The organism is Micromonospora sp. NPDC051924, from assembly GCF_055586005.1.
The window spans coordinates 95,644-113,238 of record NZ_JBVJJA010000024.1; the positions used below are offsets into that span (position 1 = coordinate 95,644).

Genomic DNA, 17,595 nt, shown 5'->3' on the forward strand with positions numbered 1-17,595 from the left:
TGGTCTATGTCACGTTACCGTTCCCGCACGCCGGCCGTCCCGCCGGCGCTCCGACGGGAGAACGCCATGAAGACACCGTGGAAAGCCGCCACCACCCTCGCCGCGGCCCTCCTCCTGGTCCTGCCCGGCGGCGTCGCCGCCCGGGCCGCGAGCACGCCGTACACCAAGACCCCGGTTTCCGGCTCGCTCGGCACCTACAACGTCTCCGCCGTGTACGTCGCCGGGGTCTCCTCCGGCGGGTACATGGCCACCCAGCTCCAGGTCGCCTACTCCGGGCGGATCCGGGGTGCGGCGATCTTCGCCGCCGGCCCCTACTACTGCGCGCAGAACAACGCCAACCAGGCGCTCTACGGCTGCGGCGACAACATCTACCCGACGTACGTGTCCACGCTGGAGAGCTACACCCGCAGCTGGGCGTCCTACGGCTGGATCGACGGCACCGGCAACCTCTCCGGCCAGCCGGTGTACGTCTACCACGGTGCCAACGACAGCACCGTGAAGAAGTCCGTCACCGACGACCTGGTCCGCTACTACCAGGACTTCGGCGCCAGCGTCCGGTACGACTCCGGCAGCGCCGCCGGCCACGCCTGGGTCACCCCGTACGGCACGGTCGGCTGCACGGCGACCGCCTCGCCCTTCCTCAACGACTGCGGCACCGACCCGCAGGGCGCGTTCCTCGGCAAGCTGCTCGGTTCGGTGTCCGCGCCGAACACCGGCCCGCTCGGCGGCACGCTGGTCCGGTTCAGCCAGGACACCTTCGCCACCAACGGCTGGGCCAACGGCTTGAGCATGGACTCCAGCGGCTTCGCGTACGTGCCCAGCTCCTGCGCCGCCGGCAACACCTGCCGGCTGCTGGTCGCCCTGCACGGCTGCTCCCAGGGGTACGCCAAGGTCGGCACCGCCTTCGTCGATCGCGCCAACCTCAACCAGTACGCCGACACCAACCGGCTGATCGTGCTCTACCCGCAGGCCATCGCCAGCGGGGTGAACCCGTACGGCTGCTGGGACTGGTGGGGCTACCTCGGCGCCACCAACTACCCGATCAAGGGCGGCTACCAGGTGGAAACGATCATGAACATGGTCCGCCGCCTGGACGGCTGACCCGCGTTCAACCTCCCGCCCCGGGGCCCGGTTCCGCGCCGTGCCCTGGGAGCGCGAAATCGCGCCGAGCGCAGGCGAGGACCGTGGCCGGTCCTGAAAACGGCCAGGATTGACCCGCCCGGCAACGGGTAGGCCCGGCCGTGGCCGGTGCAGGTCCGCCGAGAGGGCGCAACGGGTCGGCGGGTACCCGCCAGGATCCTGCGACGGCTGCTGACCTGCCCCGGCGCTCGGCCAGCGTGCTGCGCGAGCGGCTGCGCCGGGTCCGGGCCGGCGCCGGGCTGGCGGCCCAGGCGGGGTTGGCGGCGGGGTTGGCCTGGTGGGTGGCCGGCAACCTGCTGGGCATCCCGAAACCGGTGTTCGCGCCGATCTCGGCGGTCGTGACGCTGGCCGCGTCGGTGGGGCAACGGCTGCGCCGTACCGTCGAACTGGTCATCGGGGTGGCCGTCGGGATCCTGATCGGCGACCTGCTGATCCACCTGCTCGGCACCGGGGCGTGGCAGCTCGGTCTGATCGTGGTGCTGGCGATCCTGGTCGCGGCGTTCGTCGGCCGCAGCCCCGCCCTGGTGGTCCAGGCGGGTGGGACCGCGGTGCTGATCGGCACGCTGTCACCGTCGGTGCCGAACCTGGAGATCCCACGCTTCATCGACGCGCTCATCGGCGGCGCGGTGGCCCTGGTCGTGACCGCGGTGCTGCTGCCGCTGAACCCGCTCCGGGCGATGAACCGGGCGGCGGGGCCGGCGCTGGACCTGCTCGTCGACCAGCTCGAGGCCACCGCCACCGCGCTCCGACAGCGAGACCCCGCGCGGGCGCAGGCCGCGCTCGACCGGCTGCGGAACAACAAGAAGGAACTCGGCGCCTTCGGCGAGGCCGCGCAGGGCGCCCAGGAGGCCACCCTGCTCTCCCCGGTGTACTGGAGCGCCCGGGAAGGACCGCTCGGCCGGTACGCCCAGGCCGTGGACCCGATCGACCGGGCCATGCGCAACAGCGGGACCCTCATCCGCCGAGCGGTGACCCTGATCGAGGACGGCGAGCCGATCCCCGAGGACCTGCCGGAGGCGGTGTCGGCGCTCGCCGAGGCGACCCGAACGCTGCGGCGGGAGTTCGTCCGAGGGGCGGCGGAGGCCGACCGGACCAGGGAGCGGGTGCTGCGGGCGGTCGCCCGGGCGGGGCACGCCTACCGGTCCGGGGTGGGCTTCTCCGGTGCGGTGGCGGTCGCCCAGGTCCGCACGGCGGCCAGCGACCTGCTGGTGGCCACCGACCTGTCCCAGGACGACGCCAACGAACTGGTCCGGCGCGCCTTCGGCCCGCTCACCCCACCGTCCGGCCCGGACCGCGCCGGGCCCGACGGTCCGGAGCGGTCCGGCGCGCCCCGGACTGGAGGGTGACGCCTCAGGCGGGCCGCCCCGCCGGACGGGGCGACGCGGCGCCGACCGGCTCCGGAGGGCTGAGGCCGAATATGCGTCGGCAATTTGTCGGACGTCCTTTTTCGCTTCAAGATGTTGACGGTTCGGCGGGCAAATGTGACGACATTTTCACCGAACCGTTCCGGTGGTCGGGCACCGTCAAATCGGCGTCAAAATTCGGCAGAACCGCGTAGCAGATCTGTATAAGTCGTCGACGGTGAACGGCCGGTGGGACTGGTATGGCCTCAGGGCGGCCCTGACCATGCGGGCCCGCTGTCGCCCGGAGGCGTGCTGTGGCTGTCGATCGAAATCAGGTCATCCCGGTTGCCGGGGAGCCGACCCCGACCGGAATCAGCGTCGCGGGTGGCGCCGTGCTCGTGGTCGGGGCGGCCCTGCTGGCGGCGGCGGCCTTCGCGCCGACCGAGCTGCCCGCCCGGACCCTGCTGATCGCCGCCACCGTCGGCACGTACGCGGCGGTGGTGGCCGATCTGCGGGCCGTGCTGGCGGTGTCCGCGCTGGCCGCCGCGACCTTCGTCGGCTTCCTCGCGCACCACTACGGCGACCTGACCGGCGGCGAGAACGCCTGGTCGTACGCCGTACTGATCGGTCTCGCCGCCGCCCTGGGCAGCGGCTACCGGTACCTCAGGTCGAGCACGGCGGACCACGCCGCGGCCCGCTGTGACCCCCTTCACCCGCACCGGGGTCGGCGTGAAAAGCGCGTCAAATAAAGGCCGTCACGCGTCATGGGCGCGTTATAGCCCCTGTCCGTTTGACAGGCGCAGCGTTTTGATTGCCCGGCGCGACCGGGAGGCGGTCGCGGACAAACGTCCGGTAAGAGGAGTCAGCCGTGTCTGACCTGGTGTTCGTGCTGTTGACGGTGGGGCTGTTCGCAGTGCTCGCCCTCGTGGTGAGGGGTGTGGAGAAGCTGTGAGCGCGGTGAACGCCGTCGGCCTGGTGCTGGCGATCGGTCTGGGCGTGTTCCTGGTCGTCGCCCTGCTGTTCCCGGAGCGCTTCTGATGACCACGACCACAGCCGGCATCATCTTCATCCTGTCGCTGGTGGCGGCGCTCGTCGCCGTCTACAAGCCGTTCGGCGACTACATGTACCGGGTGGTCGCCGGCACCCGGCACTCCCGTCCTGAGCGCGGGCTCTACCGCGTGATGGGCGTCAACCCGGCGGCCGAGCAGTCCTGGGGCGTCTACGCCCGCAGTGTGCTGGCCTTCTCGGCCGTCTCGATCCTGTTCCTGTACGCGTTCCAGCGGCTCCAGAACCACCTCTGGCTGTCGTTGGGCTTCGACCCGGTGATGACCCACGGCGCCTGGAACACCGCCGTCTCGTTCGTGACCAACACCAACTGGCAGTGGTACTCGGGTGAGTCGACCATGGGCCATCTGGTGCAGATGGCCGGCCTGGCGGTGCAGAACTTCGTCTCCGCCGCCGTCGGCATCGCCGTGGCGATCGCCTTGGTCCGCGGCTTCGCCCGCAGCCGTACGGGTGAGCTTGGCAACTTCTGGGTCGACCTGACCCGGATCACCCTGCGCATCCTGCTGCCCATCGCCGTGGTCGGCGCGGTGGCGCTGATGATCGGCGGTGCGGTGCAGAACCTCTCCGGCGGCACCGACGTCACCACCCTCACGGGCGGCACCCAGCACATCACCGGCGGCCCGGTCGCCAGCCAGGAGGTCATCAAGGAGCTGGGCACCAACGGTGGCGGCTTCTACAACGTCAACAGCGCCCACCCGTTCGAGAACCCGACCACCTGGACGAACTGGCTCGAGATATTCCTGATCCTGGCCATCCCGTTCAGCCTGCCCCGGGTCTTCGGTCGAATGGTGGGCCAGAACCGCCAGGGCTACGCGATCGCCGCCGTCATGGCGACCCTGGCGCTGGGCAGCATCATCCTGACCAACGTCTTTGAGCTGTCCGGCCACGGCACCGTTCCGCAGGCGGTCGCCGCCGCGATGGAGGGCAAGGACGTCCGGTTCGACGTGTCGAACTCGGCGACCTTCGCCGCGGCCACCACGTTGACCTCCACCGGTGCGGTGAACTCATTCCACGACTCGTTCACCTCGCTCGGCGGCATGATGACCATGTTCAACATGATGCTCGGCGAGGTGGCGCCCGGCGGTACCGGCTCCGGCCTCTACGGCCTGCTGATCCTCGCGGTGATCACGGTCTTCGTCGCCGGCCTGATGGTCGGCCGGACTCCGGAGTACATCGGGAAGAAGATCGGCGCCCGCGAGATCAAGCTGGCGTCGCTGTACTTCCTGGTCACGCCGGCCCTGGTGCTGGCCGGCACGGCGGCGGCCTTCGCCACCGGCAACAACTCCACCGCGTTGAACGTCGGCCCGCACGGCCTGTCCGAGGTGCTCTACGCGTTCACCTCGGCGAGCAACAACAACGGCTCGGCCTTCGCCGGCATCACGGTGAACACGCCGTGGTGGAACACCGCGCTGGGGCTGTGCATGTTGCTCGGCCGGTTCCTGCCGATCATCTTCGTGCTCGGCCTGGCCGGCTCATTGGCCCGCCAGCAACCCACCCCCGCCTCCGAGGGCACTCTGCCGACCCACCGACCGCTGTTCGTCGGCATGGTCGTCGGCGTCACGGTGATCCTCGTGGCGCTGACCTTCCTGCCCGCGCTCGCGCTCGGCCCCGTCGCTGAGGGGCTGTAACCACCATGAGGAACGAGGACATGTCCGTCACACCCGTGACATCCGGCGGCACCGCCGAACAGCCGGTCGCCGGTACCCCAGCCATCCACGGCAACCGGGTCGGCGGAGGACTGCTCGACCCGAGGCAGCTGTTCCGGTCCCTGCCGGACGCGCTGCGCAAGCTCGACCCCCGCACGCTCTGGCGCAACCCGGTGATGTTCATCGTGGAGATCGGCGCCGTCTTCACCACCGTCCTGGCGGTGGTCGACCCGTCGGTCTTCGCCTGGGCGATCACGGTCTGGCTCTGGCTGACCGTGGTCTTCGCGAACCTGGCCGAGGCGGTCGCCGAGGGCCGGGGCAAGGCCCAGGCCGCCGCGCTGCGGCAGGCCAAGCAGGACACGATCGCCACCCGCCTCGTCGGCTGGACGCCCGGGGCGGCGGCGAACACCTACCGCGACGAGGCGGTGCCCGCACCGCAGCTCCGGCAGGGCGACATCGTCCTGGTCGAGGCCGGTCAGATCATCCCCGGCGACGGCGACGTGGTGGAGGGCATCGCCAGCGTCGACGAGTCCGCGATCACCGGCGAGTCCGCGCCCGTCATCCGGGAATCCGGCGGCGACCGCAGCGCGGTCACCGGAGGCACCAAGGTGCTCTCCGACCGGATCGTCGTGAAGATCACCCAGAAGCCGGGCGAGAGCTTCATCGACCGGATGATCGCACTCGTGGAGGGTGCGAACCGGCAGAAGACCCCGAACGAGATCGCGCTGAACATCCTGCTCGCCGCGCTCACGATCATCTTCCTGCTGGCCGTGGTCACCCTCCAGCCGCTGGCGATCTTCTCCAAGGGGTACCAGGCGGCTGCCGCCGACACCGGCGCGATCACCGACGCCGGCGTCACCGGCGTGGTGCTGGTGTCGCTACTGGTCTGCCTGATCCCCACCACCATCGGGGCGCTGCTGTCGGCGATCGGCATCGCCGGCATGGACCGGCTCGTGCAGCGCAACGTGCTGGCCATGAGCGGCCGGGCGGTCGAGGCGGCCGGCGACGTCAACACGCTGCTGCTGGACAAGACCGGCACCATCACCCTGGGCAACCGGCAGGCCGACGAATTCCTCCCGGTCGACGGGGTGAACGTCGCCACGGTGGCCGACGCGGCGCAACTCTCCAGCCTCGCCGACGAGACCCCCGAGGGTCGCTCCATCGTGGTGCTCGCCAAGAACGAGTTCGGGCTCCGGGAGCGCGAGCCCGGCTTCATCCCGCACGCCACCTTCGTGCCGTTCAGCGCGCAGACCCGGATGAGCGGCGTCGATCTGACCCCCGCCGGAACCGAGCCGGCGCGCCGGATCCGCAAGGGCGCCGCCGCGGCGGTGATGAAGTGGGTCCGGGAGAACGGCGGCCACCCCACCGAGCAGGTGGGGCAGCTGGTCGACGAGATCAGCGGCATCGGCGGCACCCCGCTCGTCGTCGCCGAGCACGTCGACGGCCAACCGGCCCGCACCCTCGGCGTCATCCACCTGAAGGACATCGTCAAGACGGGGATGAAGGAGCGGTTCGACGAGATGCGCCGAATGGGCATCCGAACCGTGATGATCACCGGCGACAACCCGCGTACCGCGAAGGCGATCGCGGACGAGGCCGGGGTGGACGACTTCCTCGCCGAGGCCACCCCGGAGGACAAGCTCGCCCTGATCAAGAAGGAGCAGGAGGGTGGCCGGCTGGTCGCGATGACCGGCGACGGCACCAACGACGCGCCGGCCCTCGCCCAGGCGGACGTCGGCGTGGCGATGAACACCGGCACGTCGGCCGCCAAGGAGGCCGGCAACATGGTCGACCTCGACTCCGACCCGACCAAGCTGATCGAGATCGTGGAGATCGGCAAGCAGTTGCTGATCACTCGGGGTGCGTTGACGACGTTCAGCATCGCCAACGACATCGCCAAGTACTTCGCGATCATCCCCGCGATGTTCGCCGGCATCTACCCGTCGCTGGACGCGCTGAACATCATGCGGCTGGCCAGCCCCGAGTCGGCGATCCTGTCCGCGGTCATCTTCAACGCGATCATCATCGTCGCGCTGATCCCGCTGGCCCTGCGGGGCGTGCGGTACCGGCCGGCGAGCGCGTCGAAGCTGCTCAGCCGCAACCTGTGGCTCTACGGCCTCGGCGGCATCATCGTGCCGTTCGTCGGCATCAAGCTCATCGACCTGCTCATCCAGTTCATTCCGGGGATCTCGTGATGCGCCTCCCTACCTGGCTCGCCCAACATCTGGCCGCGCTGCGCGCGCTGCTCGTGTTCACCGTCCTGCTCGGCCTCGCGTATCCGCTGGCCCTGGTCGCCGTCGGCCGCATCCCCGGCCTCGACGGCAAGGCCGACGGCTCGCTGGTCAGCGTCGACGGCAAGACCGTCGGCAGTTCGATCATCGGCCAGTCCTTCACCGACGGGGACGGCAACCCCGTCCCGCGCTACTTCCAGTCCCGGCCGTCCGCCGCCGGCGACGGCTACGACCCCACCTCCACCGCGGCCAGCAACCTGGGCCCGGAGAGCGTGGTCGACACCATCGCCGCCAACCCCGACGACTCGACGCAGAGCCTGCTCACCCAGGTCTGCTCGCGGAGCAAGGCGATCGGCGAACTCGACGGGGTCGACGGGCGGCGGCCGTACTGCACGCCGGACGGCGCCGGCGCGGTGCTGGCTGTCTTCCACGCCAACGGACTGACCGGCCGGATCACCCGGGTGGTCAGCGTCAACCAGGTCGCGCCGGCCACCCCGTTCGTCAGCAGCTATCAGGGGGTGCCGGTGGAGTTGGCCCAGCCCGACCACGACTACGTCGCCGAGGGCGGGGTCGTCACCCCGATCCGGGGGGACGCGCCGGACGAGCCGGCCGTGCCGGCCGACGCGGTCACCGCCAGTGGCAGCGGCCTCGACCCGCACATCTCCCCGGCGTACGCGGAGATCCAGGTGGCCCGGGTCGCGCGTGAGCGCGGCGCGGACCCGGCGGAGATCCGCAAGTTGGTCAAGGAGCACACCACGGGACGGTCGCTCGGCTTCATGGGCGCGCCCGCGGTGAACGTGCTCGAACTCAACCTGGCGCTCGACGCGAAGTTCCCGGCGCGCTGACCGGCTAGCTGTCAGGAAGGGCCCCTTCACCCGCACGAGGCGTCAAGAAGGGGCCCTTCCTTACACCGATCGGGGAGGATGGGCACGTGCCCAGGGGCGAACTGCGTATCTATCTCGGGGCCGCGCCCGGCGTAGGCAAGACCTACGCCATGCTCGAGGAGGCCCAGCGGCGCGCCGAGCGCGGCACCGACGTGGTCGTCGGGCTGGTGGAGACCCACGGCCGGCCGCACACCGCCGCCATGCTCGGTGATCTGGAAATCGTGCCGCGTCGGACCATGAGCTACCGGGGCGTCGAGTTCACCGAGATGGATCTCGAAGCCGTGCTGGCCCGCCACCCCGAGGTCGCCGTGGTCGACGAGCTGGCGCACACCAACGTGCCCGGCTCCCGCAACGAGAAGCGCTGGCGGGACGTCCAGGAGCTGCTCGACGCCGGGATCAGCGTGCTGACCACGGTCAACGTCCAGCACCTGGAGTCGCTCAACGACGTCGTCGCCCAGATCACCGGCACCACCCAGCGGGAAACGCTGCCGGACCAAGTGGTCCGCGCGGCCGAGCAGGTCGAGCTGGTGGACATGACGCCGGAGGCGCTGCGCCGCCGGATGGCGCACGGCAACATCTACCGCCCGGACAAGATCGACGCCGCGCTGGGCAACTACTTCCGGGTCGGAAACCTCACCGCGCTGCGCGAACTGGCCCTGCTCTGGCTGGCCGACAAGGTCGACGAGCAGCTCGACGCGTACCGGGCGCAGCAGGGCATCTCAGACACCTGGGAGGCGCGGGAACGCGTCGTCGTGGCCCTGACCGGCGGGCCGGAGGGGGACACCCTGATCCGCCGGGCGGCTCGAATCGCCGCGCGCAGCAAGGGCGCGGACCTGCTCGCCGTGCATGTCGCCCGGAGCGACGGGCTGGCCGGTGCCGACCCGGCCCAGCTGGCCCGGCAGCGCGTCCTGGTGGAGAGCCTCGGCGGCACGTACCACCAGGTGCTCGGCACCGACATTCCGGCCGCCCTGCTGGACTTCGCCCGCGGTGTCAACGCCACCCAGCTGGTGCTGGGCGCGAGCCGGCGGGGCCGGTTCGCGCAGCTCCTCACGCGGGGGGTCGGGGTCACCACGACCGCGCTCTCCGGCCCGATCGACGTGCACCTCGTCACCCACCCTCAGGCCGGGCAGGGCCGACGGGGGGCGGCGGCGCCGGCGGCGCTGTCCCGGCGGCGCCGGGTGCTCGGCTTCGTACTCGCCGGCCTCGGCATGCCGCTGCTCACCCTCCTGCTCAAGACGCTGCCCGACCTGACCCTGACCAACGACATCCTGATCTCGCTCGCCGCCGTGGTCGGGGTGGCGCTGGTCGGTGGGCTGTGGCCGGCGCTGGTCGCCGCGCTCGGCGGCTCCCTGCTGCTCAACTTCTTCTTCACCCCGCCCCTGCATACGCTGACCATCGCCGAGACGGACAACCTCCTCGCCCTCGCCGTCTTCGTCGGCGTGGCCGTGGCGGTCAGCGGGGTGGTCGACGTGGCGGCCCGGCGTACCCGGGAGGCGGCGCGGGCGTCCGCCGACGCGCAGACGCTGGCCACCGTCGCCGGCAGCGTGCTGCGCGGCGAACGGCCGCTGCCCGCCCTGCTCGACCGGCTGCGGGAGACCTTCGCCCTCCGCGCGGTCAGCGTGCTGGAACTCGTCGCCGAGGCGGAAGGCCGGCCGGACCGGGCCCGGGAGGAAGGCGCCTGGCGGGTGGTGGCGAGTGTCGGGGACGCCCCGCCGTGCAGCCCCGGCGCGGGGGAGACCGTGGTGCCCGTCGACGAGCGACTTACGGTCGTGCTCTCCGGCCGGCGGCTGGAGGCCGCCGACCGGCGGGTGGTCGAGGCGTTCGCCGCTCAGGCCGCCGTGGCGCTGCGCCAGGAACGCCTCGCCGAGGAGGCCGCAGCCGCCCGGCCGCTCGCCGAGGCCGACCGGATGCGCACCGCGCTGCTCGCCGCCGTCAGCCACGACCTGCGTACGCCGCTCGCCTCCGCCAAGGCCGCGGTGTCCAGCCTGCGCAGCCACGACGTCGAGTTCGAGGCCGACGACCGGGAGGAGTTGCTGGCCACGGCCGACGAGTCCCTCGACCGACTGGGTCGGCTGGTGGCGAACCTGCTCGACATGAGCCGGCTGCAGGCCGGCGCGCTGGGCGTCAGCGCCACCGCCATCGGGCTGGAGGACGCCGTACCGCTGGCGCTGGACGAGATCGGGCCGGCCGCCCTGGACGTCACCACCGACATTCCCGCCGACCTGCCGGCGGCGCTCGCCGACCCCGGCCTGCTGGAGCGGGTGCTGGTCAACATCGTGGCCAACGCCCTGCGCTACAGCCCGCCCGGCCAGCCCCCGACGGTCACCGCGAGCGCGCACGCCGGGCAGGTGGAGCTGCGGGTGATCGACACCGGCCCGGGGATACCCGAGGGCCAGTGGGAGCACGTCTTCCTGCCGTTCCAGCGCCTCGGTGACCGGGACAACCAGACCGGCGTGGGGCTCGGTCTCGCGCTGTCCCGCGGACTCGCCGAGGCGATGGGTGGCAGCATCACCCCCGAGACGACCCCCGGGGGCGGACTCACCATGGTGGTACGCCTGCCGGCGGCCGCCGGAGGGATCGAGTCGGAAGGGCCGCAGGAATGACCCGGATTCTGGTCGTCGACGACGAACCGCAGATCCTGCGGGCACTCCGGATCAACCTCCGCGCCCGGGGCTACGACGTCGAGGTCGTGGACAGCGGCGCCGCCGCGCTCAAGGCCGCCGCCAGTCATCCACCCGACCTGGTGGTGCTGGACCTGGGCCTGCCCGACCTCGACGGCGTGGAGGTCATCCGCGGCCTGCGCGGCTGGACCGGCGTACCGATCATCGTGCTCTCCGGCCGGGCCGGCAGCGAGGACAAGGTCGCCGCGCTCGACGCCGGCGCCGACGACTACGTGACCAAGCCGTTCGGGGTGGACGAGCTGCTCGCCCGCATCCGGGCGGTCACCCGCCGCCTCGTCGGAGCCGCCGCGGATTCGACGACGGCGCAGGCTGCCGCGACCCAGCGGATCGGCCGGCACACCGTCGACCTCGCCGACCGGGTGGTCACCCGGGACGACGGCGTCGAGGTCAAGCTCACCCCCACCCAGTGGGCGATGCTGGAGAAGCTGCTCCGCCACCCCGGCAAGCTGGTCAGCCAGCGCCAGCTCCTGCACGAGGTGTGGGGTCCGGAGTACCACAACGAGACCAACTACCTGCGCCAGTACATGGCCCAGCTCCGACGCAAGCTGGAGGACGACCCGGCCCGGCCCCGGCACCTGATCACCGAGCCGGGGATGGGCTACCGCTACCGCCCCTGACCAGGATCGTCTTCACGGCTTGGGTACGGCCGACGCCCCCGATTCCACGCGCCCGCTACGCCCCGGTACAGCGGTCAGCCGGCGTGCACGTGCGGACGGCGGGACCGGTCCGGTTCCTGCTGACGGAGGATCTCCCGGGTGACCGGGGCGATCTCGCCCTGCCCGAAGATCAGATAGCGCAGGAAGTTGCCGGCCGGGTTGCCCTCGGTCCACTCGAAGTAGATGTGCGGGCGCCGGTGGGTGAGGTCGCGGATGTGCAGCAGCAGCGCGGCGAGTGCGGTCGGCACCGATGAACTGGCGAGCCGCAGCACCCGGTACCTCCCGTGCAGCACGGCGCCGTTGACGTGCAGCTCCGTCTCGAAATCCGAGGGGTCGGTAACGGTCACCTCGACGAAGATGACGTCGGCGTCGGCCGGGAAGTCGTTGTCGGCGACGATCTGGGCCAGCTTGTCGCGGTACTCGGCGGCGTCCCGGCTCGCCGACTCGTGCGCGATCAGCCGGATCCGTCGCCGGGCACCCTCGCTGACGAACTGCCGGGCCACCTGGTCCAGCTCGACCGTGTTGACCCGCAGCTCGAACGCCCGGAACAGTCGGGACAGCAGCGAGACCGCGATGATCCCGGCGATGAAGCAGGCCGCGATCTTCACGCCGTCGGGACGCTCCACCACGTTGGCGATCGTGGTGTATACAAAGATCACCGCGATGATCCCGAACGCGACCGTCCGGCTGTGCTGGCGGCGGTGCCGGGCGGAGAGGGTCACCGCAGTGGCCGCCGAGGTGATCAGCACCAGCACACCCGTTGCGTACGCCCCGCCCTGGGCATCGACGTTGGCGTTGAAGATGATCGTGATCAGGAAGGCCACGGCGGTGAACACCAGCACCAGCGGGCGCACCGCCCGGGCCCAGCTGGGCGCCATGCCGTACCGGGGCAGGTAGCGGGGGACCAGGTTGAGCAGGCCGGCCATCGCCGAGGCGCCGGCGAACCAGAGGATGGCGATGGTCGACAGGTCGTAGATCGTGCCGAAGACCTCGCCGAGGTTCTGGTGCGCCAGGTACGCCAGCGCTCGCCCGTTCGCCTCCCCACCCTGCCGGAAGGCGTCGGCCGGGATCAGCACGGTGGTGACGACGCTGCTGGTGACCAAGAAGACACTCATGATCACAGCGGCGGTGGTGAGCAGCCGCCGGGCGCCTCGGATCCGCCCGGCCGGCTTCTCCTCGTTGTCCTCCGGATCGCCCTGGATGTGCGGCATCACCGCCACCCCGGTCTCGAAGCCGGACAGGCCGAGCGCGAGTTTGGGGAAGACCAGCAGCGCGATGCCGACCATCAGCAGCGGGTCACCGTGCTGTGTGGTCAGCGCGGTCGTCCAGTCCGTGACCCGGCTGGGCTGGGTGACCACCCGCCAGAGGGCGTCGACCACCACCACGGCGTTGAGCGCCAGGTAGACCCCGACCAGGCCGACGGCGATCCCGATCGCCTCGGTGAAGCCCTTGAGAAACACCGCGCCCAGCAGCGCCACCAGCAGCAGGGTGATCAGCACCTCGTGGCCCTTGAGGGCGGCCGGCCAGAACGGGTTCTCGTCGATGTGCGCGGTGGCGTCCGCCGCCGAGAGGGTCATGGTGATGATGAAGTCGGTGGCGGCGAAACCGAGCAGCACCAGCACGAAGAGCTTGCCCTGCCAGTACGTCAGCAGCCGCACCAGCATGGCGATCGAGCCCTCGCCGTGCGGGCTGTCGTGGGCCACCCGCCGATAGACCGGCAGCGCCCCCAGCAGAGTGACCAGCACCAGCACCAGGGTCGCGATCGGGGAGAGCACGCCGGCGGCCAGCGCCGCGATGCCCGGCTGGTAGCCGAGGGTGGAGAAGTAGTCGACGCCGGTGAGGCACATGACCTTCCACCAGCTGTGGCGCCGCCGCTCCGGCGGCCTGGCGTACGGGCCCTCCGCCTGAGCCGGCTGGGCCGACGTGTCGGCCAGCAGCCAGTCCCGCAGTGGACGTTTCCGCTGTTCCCGTACCCGGTCGCGCGTGCCGATGCTCATCGTGCCTCCCCAGTCCACGGTCGTCGGGAGGGCAAGCCGTCGGGCGCGCGGCGTCCGGGCCGCAGCCCGATCGACCCCGACGTCCCGCCGACCATGATCGGGTCGGCGGGACGGGCGACGCGCCGCCGCTACGCGGATTTAACGCGCGCAGCCGGATTTTTTACGCCCTTTTCACGCTGCCGCCGGTTGACCGGGCGTCGCCGGTCTCCCGACCGGGCCACTGCGCGCACGCCGGTTGCTCGCCGAGACCGCCCAGAGCACCAGCGTCCCGAGCAGCGCCGCGACGGGTGCCACGGCCAGCCCGTACCGGAGGTCGGCCGACACCAGCGGGCCGGCGAGCGCCGATCCGGCGGCGCTGCCGATCACGAACGCGGTGGCCACCCAGGCGAACGCCTCGGCCACCGTGCCCGGCTCCGCCAGCCGCTCCGCAGCCAGGAAGATCGCGGTCAGCACGGGCGGCAGCGCCAACCCGCTCACCACCAGCAGGCCGGCCATCGGCACCGGACCGGGGGCGAGCAGCAACGGCAGGTACCCGACCGTCAGGCCGGCGGCCAGCAACGGCAGCCGACCCGGGCCACCCGGCCGGGCCCGGGTGTAGAGCAGCCCGCCGGCCAGCGCGCCGGCTGCCTGCGCCGCGAGCAGCCAGCCGCTCAACCGCCGGTCACCGACCGCCTCCGCGTACCCGGTCACCGCCACCGCGATGCTGCCCACCGCCGCACCGACCCCGACCACCCCGGCCACCATCACCGCGAACCGGGGTACGCGCAGCGGGCCCGCCCAGTGCCGCACCGCCGGCACCCCGCGCCACGTCCGGGCGGCGGGCGCCGAGGCGTAGGCGGCCGTGCCGACGAGTTGCGCCACTGCGGCGGCGACCAGCCCGGCCGGTGGCCCGCCCAGGGTCACCGCGAGCAGGGTGACCAACGGGCCCACCACGAAGATCACCTCCTGCACGGCGATGTCGAGGGTGTACGCCGTCGGCACGGCGGTCGCCGGCAGCAGGCTGGGCCAGAGCGTCCGCAGGCAGGCCTCCAGCGGCGGCGTACCCATTCCGGCCACCGCCGCGCCGACGACCGCGCCGGCCAGGTGGCCCCCGGTCAGTGCCACCGCGCCGAACCCGAGGCCGGACAGGATGGCCGACCCCCACAGCACCGGCGGCTGGCGCCAGCGGTCCACCGCCCGGGCCAGCAGCGGCGTGCCCACCGCCATCCCCGCCGTGTACGCGGCGACCAGCAGGCCGGCGGTGGCCAGGCTCAGCGACTGCCGGGCGAACAACAACAGGGCCAGCGGCCCGCTGGCGGTGGGCAGCCGACCGACCTGGCTGCTGACGAGGACCCGCAGGACCTGGGGTGCGCGCAGCACCGCGCGGATCCCGGAACTGTCGACGGACATGAGGCATCGCTCCCGGTTGCTTCCGAACGGGTGAGAGGAAAAGGATCCGGGAGCGGATCAGGGAGCGAAGTCGGCCCGCTCGTGGTCGTTGCCGTACAGCGGCAGGGCGGGCGTGATCCACTGCGCGTACGCGGCCGCCGCGGCCTCCACCGGGATCACCTGCTGAAGGTAACCCATCGGACCGCGGTGAGCCCGGAGCGGGCGGCTCCCTGCCACCCGGCCGTTCCGCCGGCCAGCGTGGCCTGACCGGCCGTGCCAGGCGCGATGGCCGCCGAGATCCGATCGAGGTCCATATTGACGGATGTGCATCGATGGTTGGGCTGGAAAGGTATCTCGCTTATAGAGCGACCGCGGTGAGAAGCTGAAGGAGACAAAGGGCAACGGCAACATCGTCGACTACACCTACTACCTCGACGGGCTGCTGAACACCCAGGTGGAGAAGAAGCCCAACGGGACGCTGGTGTCGGAGCACACCTACACCTACGACCTCAACGGCAACCGCACCCGCGACGTCGCCAAGAAGATGAACGCCGACAACCACTCGGCGTACCTCAACACCACCAGCACCTACACCTACGACCCCCGCGACCGGGTGGCTACGGTGAACGTCCTGGACGAAGAGGTCGCCGGCGAGCTCACCAAGTCCTACCAGTACTCCAGGCGCCAACGGAGCGCCGGGGATCAGCTGACGGAGCCGTCAGGTCGAGCGGGTTCCTCCTCGCCGAGCAATTCACGGCGCCATGCGGCGAATCGGCTACGGAGATTGTCCAGCGCTCGGCCGGCGACGCCGTACTGGGCGAAGTCGTCAGGGTCGAGCAGGGTGGCTTGTCCGAGCGCGTCGGCGAAGACGCGCCGGTCGAAACCACGGTCGGCGCGGTGCGCGAGGGCGAGGAGGGCTTCGCGGGTGTAGCGACCGGATCGGAGCGTGGCGTCGATGTCGATGAAGTCACGAGCGAACGCTCGCCCGTAGAGTGCGCTCATCTTGTTCGCGACCGCGTCGTCAGGGTGGAGTACCGGTCCGATCGCCATGAGGATCGGTTCGTTGGCACGCCAGTCCACGCCGAGTTCGACCTTGGAAAGCCGCACACCGTCGGTGACAGCCAGCCGGGCGAACGTGTCGTACTGCCGCTCGGTCTCGACGGTCAGGCCGTCGTCTCGGTAGGCGTGCACGACGGCGGCGACCGCGGCGGCGAACTCCTCGCGGCGGTCCCAGGCGGTGAACAGGTCAACGTCCTCGCTGGGTCGCTCTAGGAGCCCGGCGGCCTGAACCGCGTAACCGCCGGCCAGAGCGAAGCCGTATCGATCGGCCGCCCCGAGCCCGGTACGGGCGAGGCGTTCGTGGAAGGGATCCACCGCTATGCCGCGCTGCTGCGGGTTGCGGCGAGTTCGGGAAAGGCTTCCTCCCAGCGCTGGCGGAGCCGGGGTGGCAGCCAGAGGGTGGGCCAGAGCCGCCGGAGGAGCTCGGCATCGAGCCAGGTGTTCAGATCCTCGACCGTACTGGCTTCGGTGAGTACCACCTTGTACATGCTGACCAGGCGTGCGGTCCGGTTAAGGTCGTACTCGGCGTGTCCGGACCAGTCGAGATGACGCGGAAGCGTCACCGTGCCTTCGGTCGGGCCGTGCAGTGCGGCAAGGGTTTCGGCCACTACGTAGGGCCTCCGGTCACCGTAGGGCCGGTAGTCCGCCGGCGGCTGGGGTGATGTCCTGCGCCGGCTGATGTTGGTCGCCCGCCGGACTTCCGGTCGTAGCGCCTGACGGATGGTCTCCCGGCTGTACCCGGTGACCCGCTGCAGATCCACCGGCCGCCAGCCGGCCGCATGAAACGCCCGCAGCTGTTCGTCCCGCTCGGTCAACGCCTGTGCCCGCGTCGCCTCGTACCTGGAGACAACCGCATGTAGCTCATCCTCGGAGAACCGGCCCACGGCCGCCAGCCTACTACGCTAGGCCCAGCACGCTTGGCTTCTCTGCCATATCCTTGTAACCGGCGGGTAGGGCTACGAATCCCGATCGTGCTGGTGAAGACGATGCTCCCACATGGGCATGGTTGGGATAGGCCGCCGCATTGGCACCGAGCGAAGCGGATCAGCCAGCGGCTTACCGCTCCCTGTTCCTCGTCCCACCAGGCAGTGATGATCGCGATCGGAGGCGGGGCGTTCCTGCGCAAGAAGTGGCGCATCCCCTCGACCCGGTCGAACCCGAAGGCGACACCGGCACCGGACCTGGTCAACCGACAGTTCACGGCTGCGGCGCCGAACCGGCTGTGGGTAGCCGACGCCACCCGCATCCCCTGCGGTGAAGGCGTGTTCTGGCTCGCCGCCGTGCGGGACGTGTTCTCCAACCGCATCGTGGGCTGGCGGTGTTCCGACCGCTGCGACACCGATCTGATCCTCGGCGCCCTCGAATACGGCATCTGGTCCCGCGACGTCCGCGACGGCCAACTGATCCACCACAGCGACCGCGGGTCGAACGGCGAATTCAACTGATCGTCGCAACACCTCGTGATCGTGGAGGTGTTTGATGGCACGACGTCAGCAGCAGGCGGATCGGGCGTTGCGGCCGTCGA

The 17,595-nt window shown here is 71.1% G+C and carries 14 protein-coding genes; 10 read left to right on the forward strand and 4 right to left on the reverse strand.

Annotated elements, in window-relative coordinates; genetic code table 11:
* Positions 1-66 precede the first annotated feature (66 nt).
* From ACZ6S5_RS20200 to ACZ6S5_RS20240, 9 genes are all read left to right on the forward strand, one after another.
* Entirely contained in the window at positions 67-1,101 is a 1,035-nt protein-coding gene (locus ACZ6S5_RS20200; protein ID WP_466002526.1) for an extracellular catalytic domain type 2 short-chain-length polyhydroxyalkanoate depolymerase, read from the forward strand.
* 140 nt (positions 1,102-1,241) lie between these two features.
* Complete coding sequence (locus tag ACZ6S5_RS20205) at positions 1,242-2,486, forward strand: FUSC family protein (RefSeq protein WP_466002528.1); 1,245 nt, start codon at positions 1,242-1,244, stop codon at positions 2,484-2,486.
* Between the two features lie 311 nt (positions 2,487-2,797).
* Positions 2,798-3,232 (forward strand): hypothetical protein, encoded by a 435-nt coding sequence (locus ACZ6S5_RS20210; RefSeq protein ID WP_466002530.1) that lies wholly within the window; start codon positions 2,798-2,800, stop codon positions 3,230-3,232.
* A gap of 199 nt (positions 3,233-3,431) precedes the next feature.
* Complete coding sequence (gene kdpF / locus ACZ6S5_RS20215) at positions 3,432-3,521, forward strand: K(+)-transporting ATPase subunit F (RefSeq protein WP_036343797.1); 90 nt, start codon at positions 3,432-3,434, stop codon at positions 3,519-3,521.
* The gene (gene kdpA / locus ACZ6S5_RS20220) at positions 3,521-5,176 is read left to right on the forward strand and encodes a potassium-transporting ATPase subunit KdpA (protein WP_466002532.1); all 1,656 of its coding nucleotides are present in this window, start codon (positions 3,521-3,523) and stop codon (positions 5,174-5,176) included. The genes kdpF and kdpA overlap by 1 nt, the downstream gene beginning before the upstream one ends.
* A gap of 20 nt (positions 5,177-5,196) precedes the next feature.
* Positions 5,197-7,389, forward strand: coding sequence for a potassium-transporting ATPase subunit KdpB (kdpB, locus tag ACZ6S5_RS20225; protein WP_466002534.1), 2,193 nt, complete (start codon positions 5,197-5,199; stop codon positions 7,387-7,389).
* A complete protein-coding gene (locus tag ACZ6S5_RS20230; RefSeq protein ID WP_466002536.1) occupies positions 7,389-8,270 on the forward strand; it encodes a potassium-transporting ATPase subunit C in 882 nt (293 codons plus the stop codon). Before kdpB ends, ACZ6S5_RS20230 begins: the two co-directional genes overlap by 1 nt.
* Before the next feature lie 86 nt (positions 8,271-8,356).
* Positions 8,357-10,912 carry a sensor histidine kinase gene (locus ACZ6S5_RS20235; RefSeq protein ID WP_466002538.1) on the forward strand — a complete coding sequence of 852 codons (2,556 nt, stop codon included), beginning with the start codon at positions 8,357-8,359 and terminating at the stop codon, positions 10,910-10,912.
* Positions 10,909-11,607: a response regulator gene (locus tag ACZ6S5_RS20240; RefSeq protein ID WP_466002540.1), complete on the forward strand. Its 699-nt coding sequence runs from the start codon at positions 10,909-10,911 to the stop codon at positions 11,605-11,607. The genes ACZ6S5_RS20235 and ACZ6S5_RS20240 overlap by 4 nt, the downstream gene beginning before the upstream one ends.
* A gap of 74 nt (positions 11,608-11,681) precedes the next feature.
* On the opposite strand, the gene ACZ6S5_RS20245 is transcribed toward ACZ6S5_RS20240, so the two are convergent.
* The 4 genes from ACZ6S5_RS20245 to ACZ6S5_RS20260 form a co-directional block, all read right to left on the reverse strand.
* Positions 11,682-13,643 (reverse strand): APC family permease, encoded by a 1,962-nt coding sequence (locus ACZ6S5_RS20245; RefSeq protein WP_466002542.1) that lies wholly within the window; start codon positions 13,641-13,643, stop codon positions 11,682-11,684.
* 171 nt (positions 13,644-13,814) lie between these two features.
* On the reverse strand, positions 13,815-15,032 hold the full coding sequence (locus ACZ6S5_RS20250; protein ID WP_466002544.1) for an MFS transporter: 1,218 nt from the start codon (positions 15,030-15,032) through the stop codon (positions 13,815-13,817).
* 681 nt (positions 15,033-15,713) lie between these two features.
* Positions 15,714-16,385, reverse strand: coding sequence for a nucleotidyl transferase AbiEii/AbiGii toxin family protein (locus tag ACZ6S5_RS20255; protein ID WP_466002545.1), 672 nt, complete (start codon positions 16,383-16,385; stop codon positions 15,714-15,716).
* 2 nt (positions 16,386-16,387) lie between these two features.
* Positions 16,388-16,954, reverse strand: coding sequence for a hypothetical protein (locus ACZ6S5_RS20260; protein ID WP_466002547.1), 567 nt, complete (start codon positions 16,952-16,954; stop codon positions 16,388-16,390).
* Between the two features lie 207 nt (positions 16,955-17,161).
* On the opposite strand from ACZ6S5_RS20260, the gene ACZ6S5_RS20265 reads away from it, so the two are divergent.
* Positions 17,162-17,515, forward strand: a complete 354-nt coding sequence (locus ACZ6S5_RS20265) for a DDE-type integrase/transposase/recombinase (protein ID WP_466002551.1) — start codon at positions 17,162-17,164, stop codon at positions 17,513-17,515.
* The last annotated feature ends 80 nt before the right edge of the window (positions 17,516-17,595 follow it).

Excerpts from the sequence above, each read along its gene's own strand:
- ACZ6S5_RS20200 (WP_466002526.1), top strand. The coding sequence starts at position 67 with ATGAAGACACCGTGGAAAGCCGCCACCACCCTCGCCGCGGCCCTCCTC.
- kdpA (WP_466002532.1), top strand. The coding sequence starts at position 3,521 with ATGACCACGACCACAGCCGGCATCATCTTCATCCTGTCGCTGGTGGCG.
- ACZ6S5_RS20230 (WP_466002536.1), top strand. The coding sequence starts at position 7,389 with ATGCGCCTCCCTACCTGGCTCGCCCAACATCTGGCCGCGCTGCGCGCG.
- ACZ6S5_RS20265 (WP_466002551.1), top strand. The coding sequence starts at position 17,162 with ATGATCGCGATCGGAGGCGGGGCGTTCCTGCGCAAGAAGTGGCGCATC.
- kdpB (WP_466002534.1), top strand. The coding sequence starts at position 5,197 with ATGTCCGTCACACCCGTGACATCCGGCGGCACCGCCGAACAGCCGGTC.
- ACZ6S5_RS20240 (WP_466002540.1), top strand. The coding sequence starts at position 10,909 with ATGACCCGGATTCTGGTCGTCGACGACGAACCGCAGATCCTGCGGGCA.
- ACZ6S5_RS20250 (WP_466002544.1), bottom strand. The coding sequence starts at position 15,032 with ATGTCCGTCGACAGTTCCGGGATCCGCGCGGTGCTGCGCGCACCCCAG.
- ACZ6S5_RS20245 (WP_466002542.1), bottom strand. The coding sequence starts at position 13,643 with ATGAGCATCGGCACGCGCGACCGGGTACGGGAACAGCGGAAACGTCCA.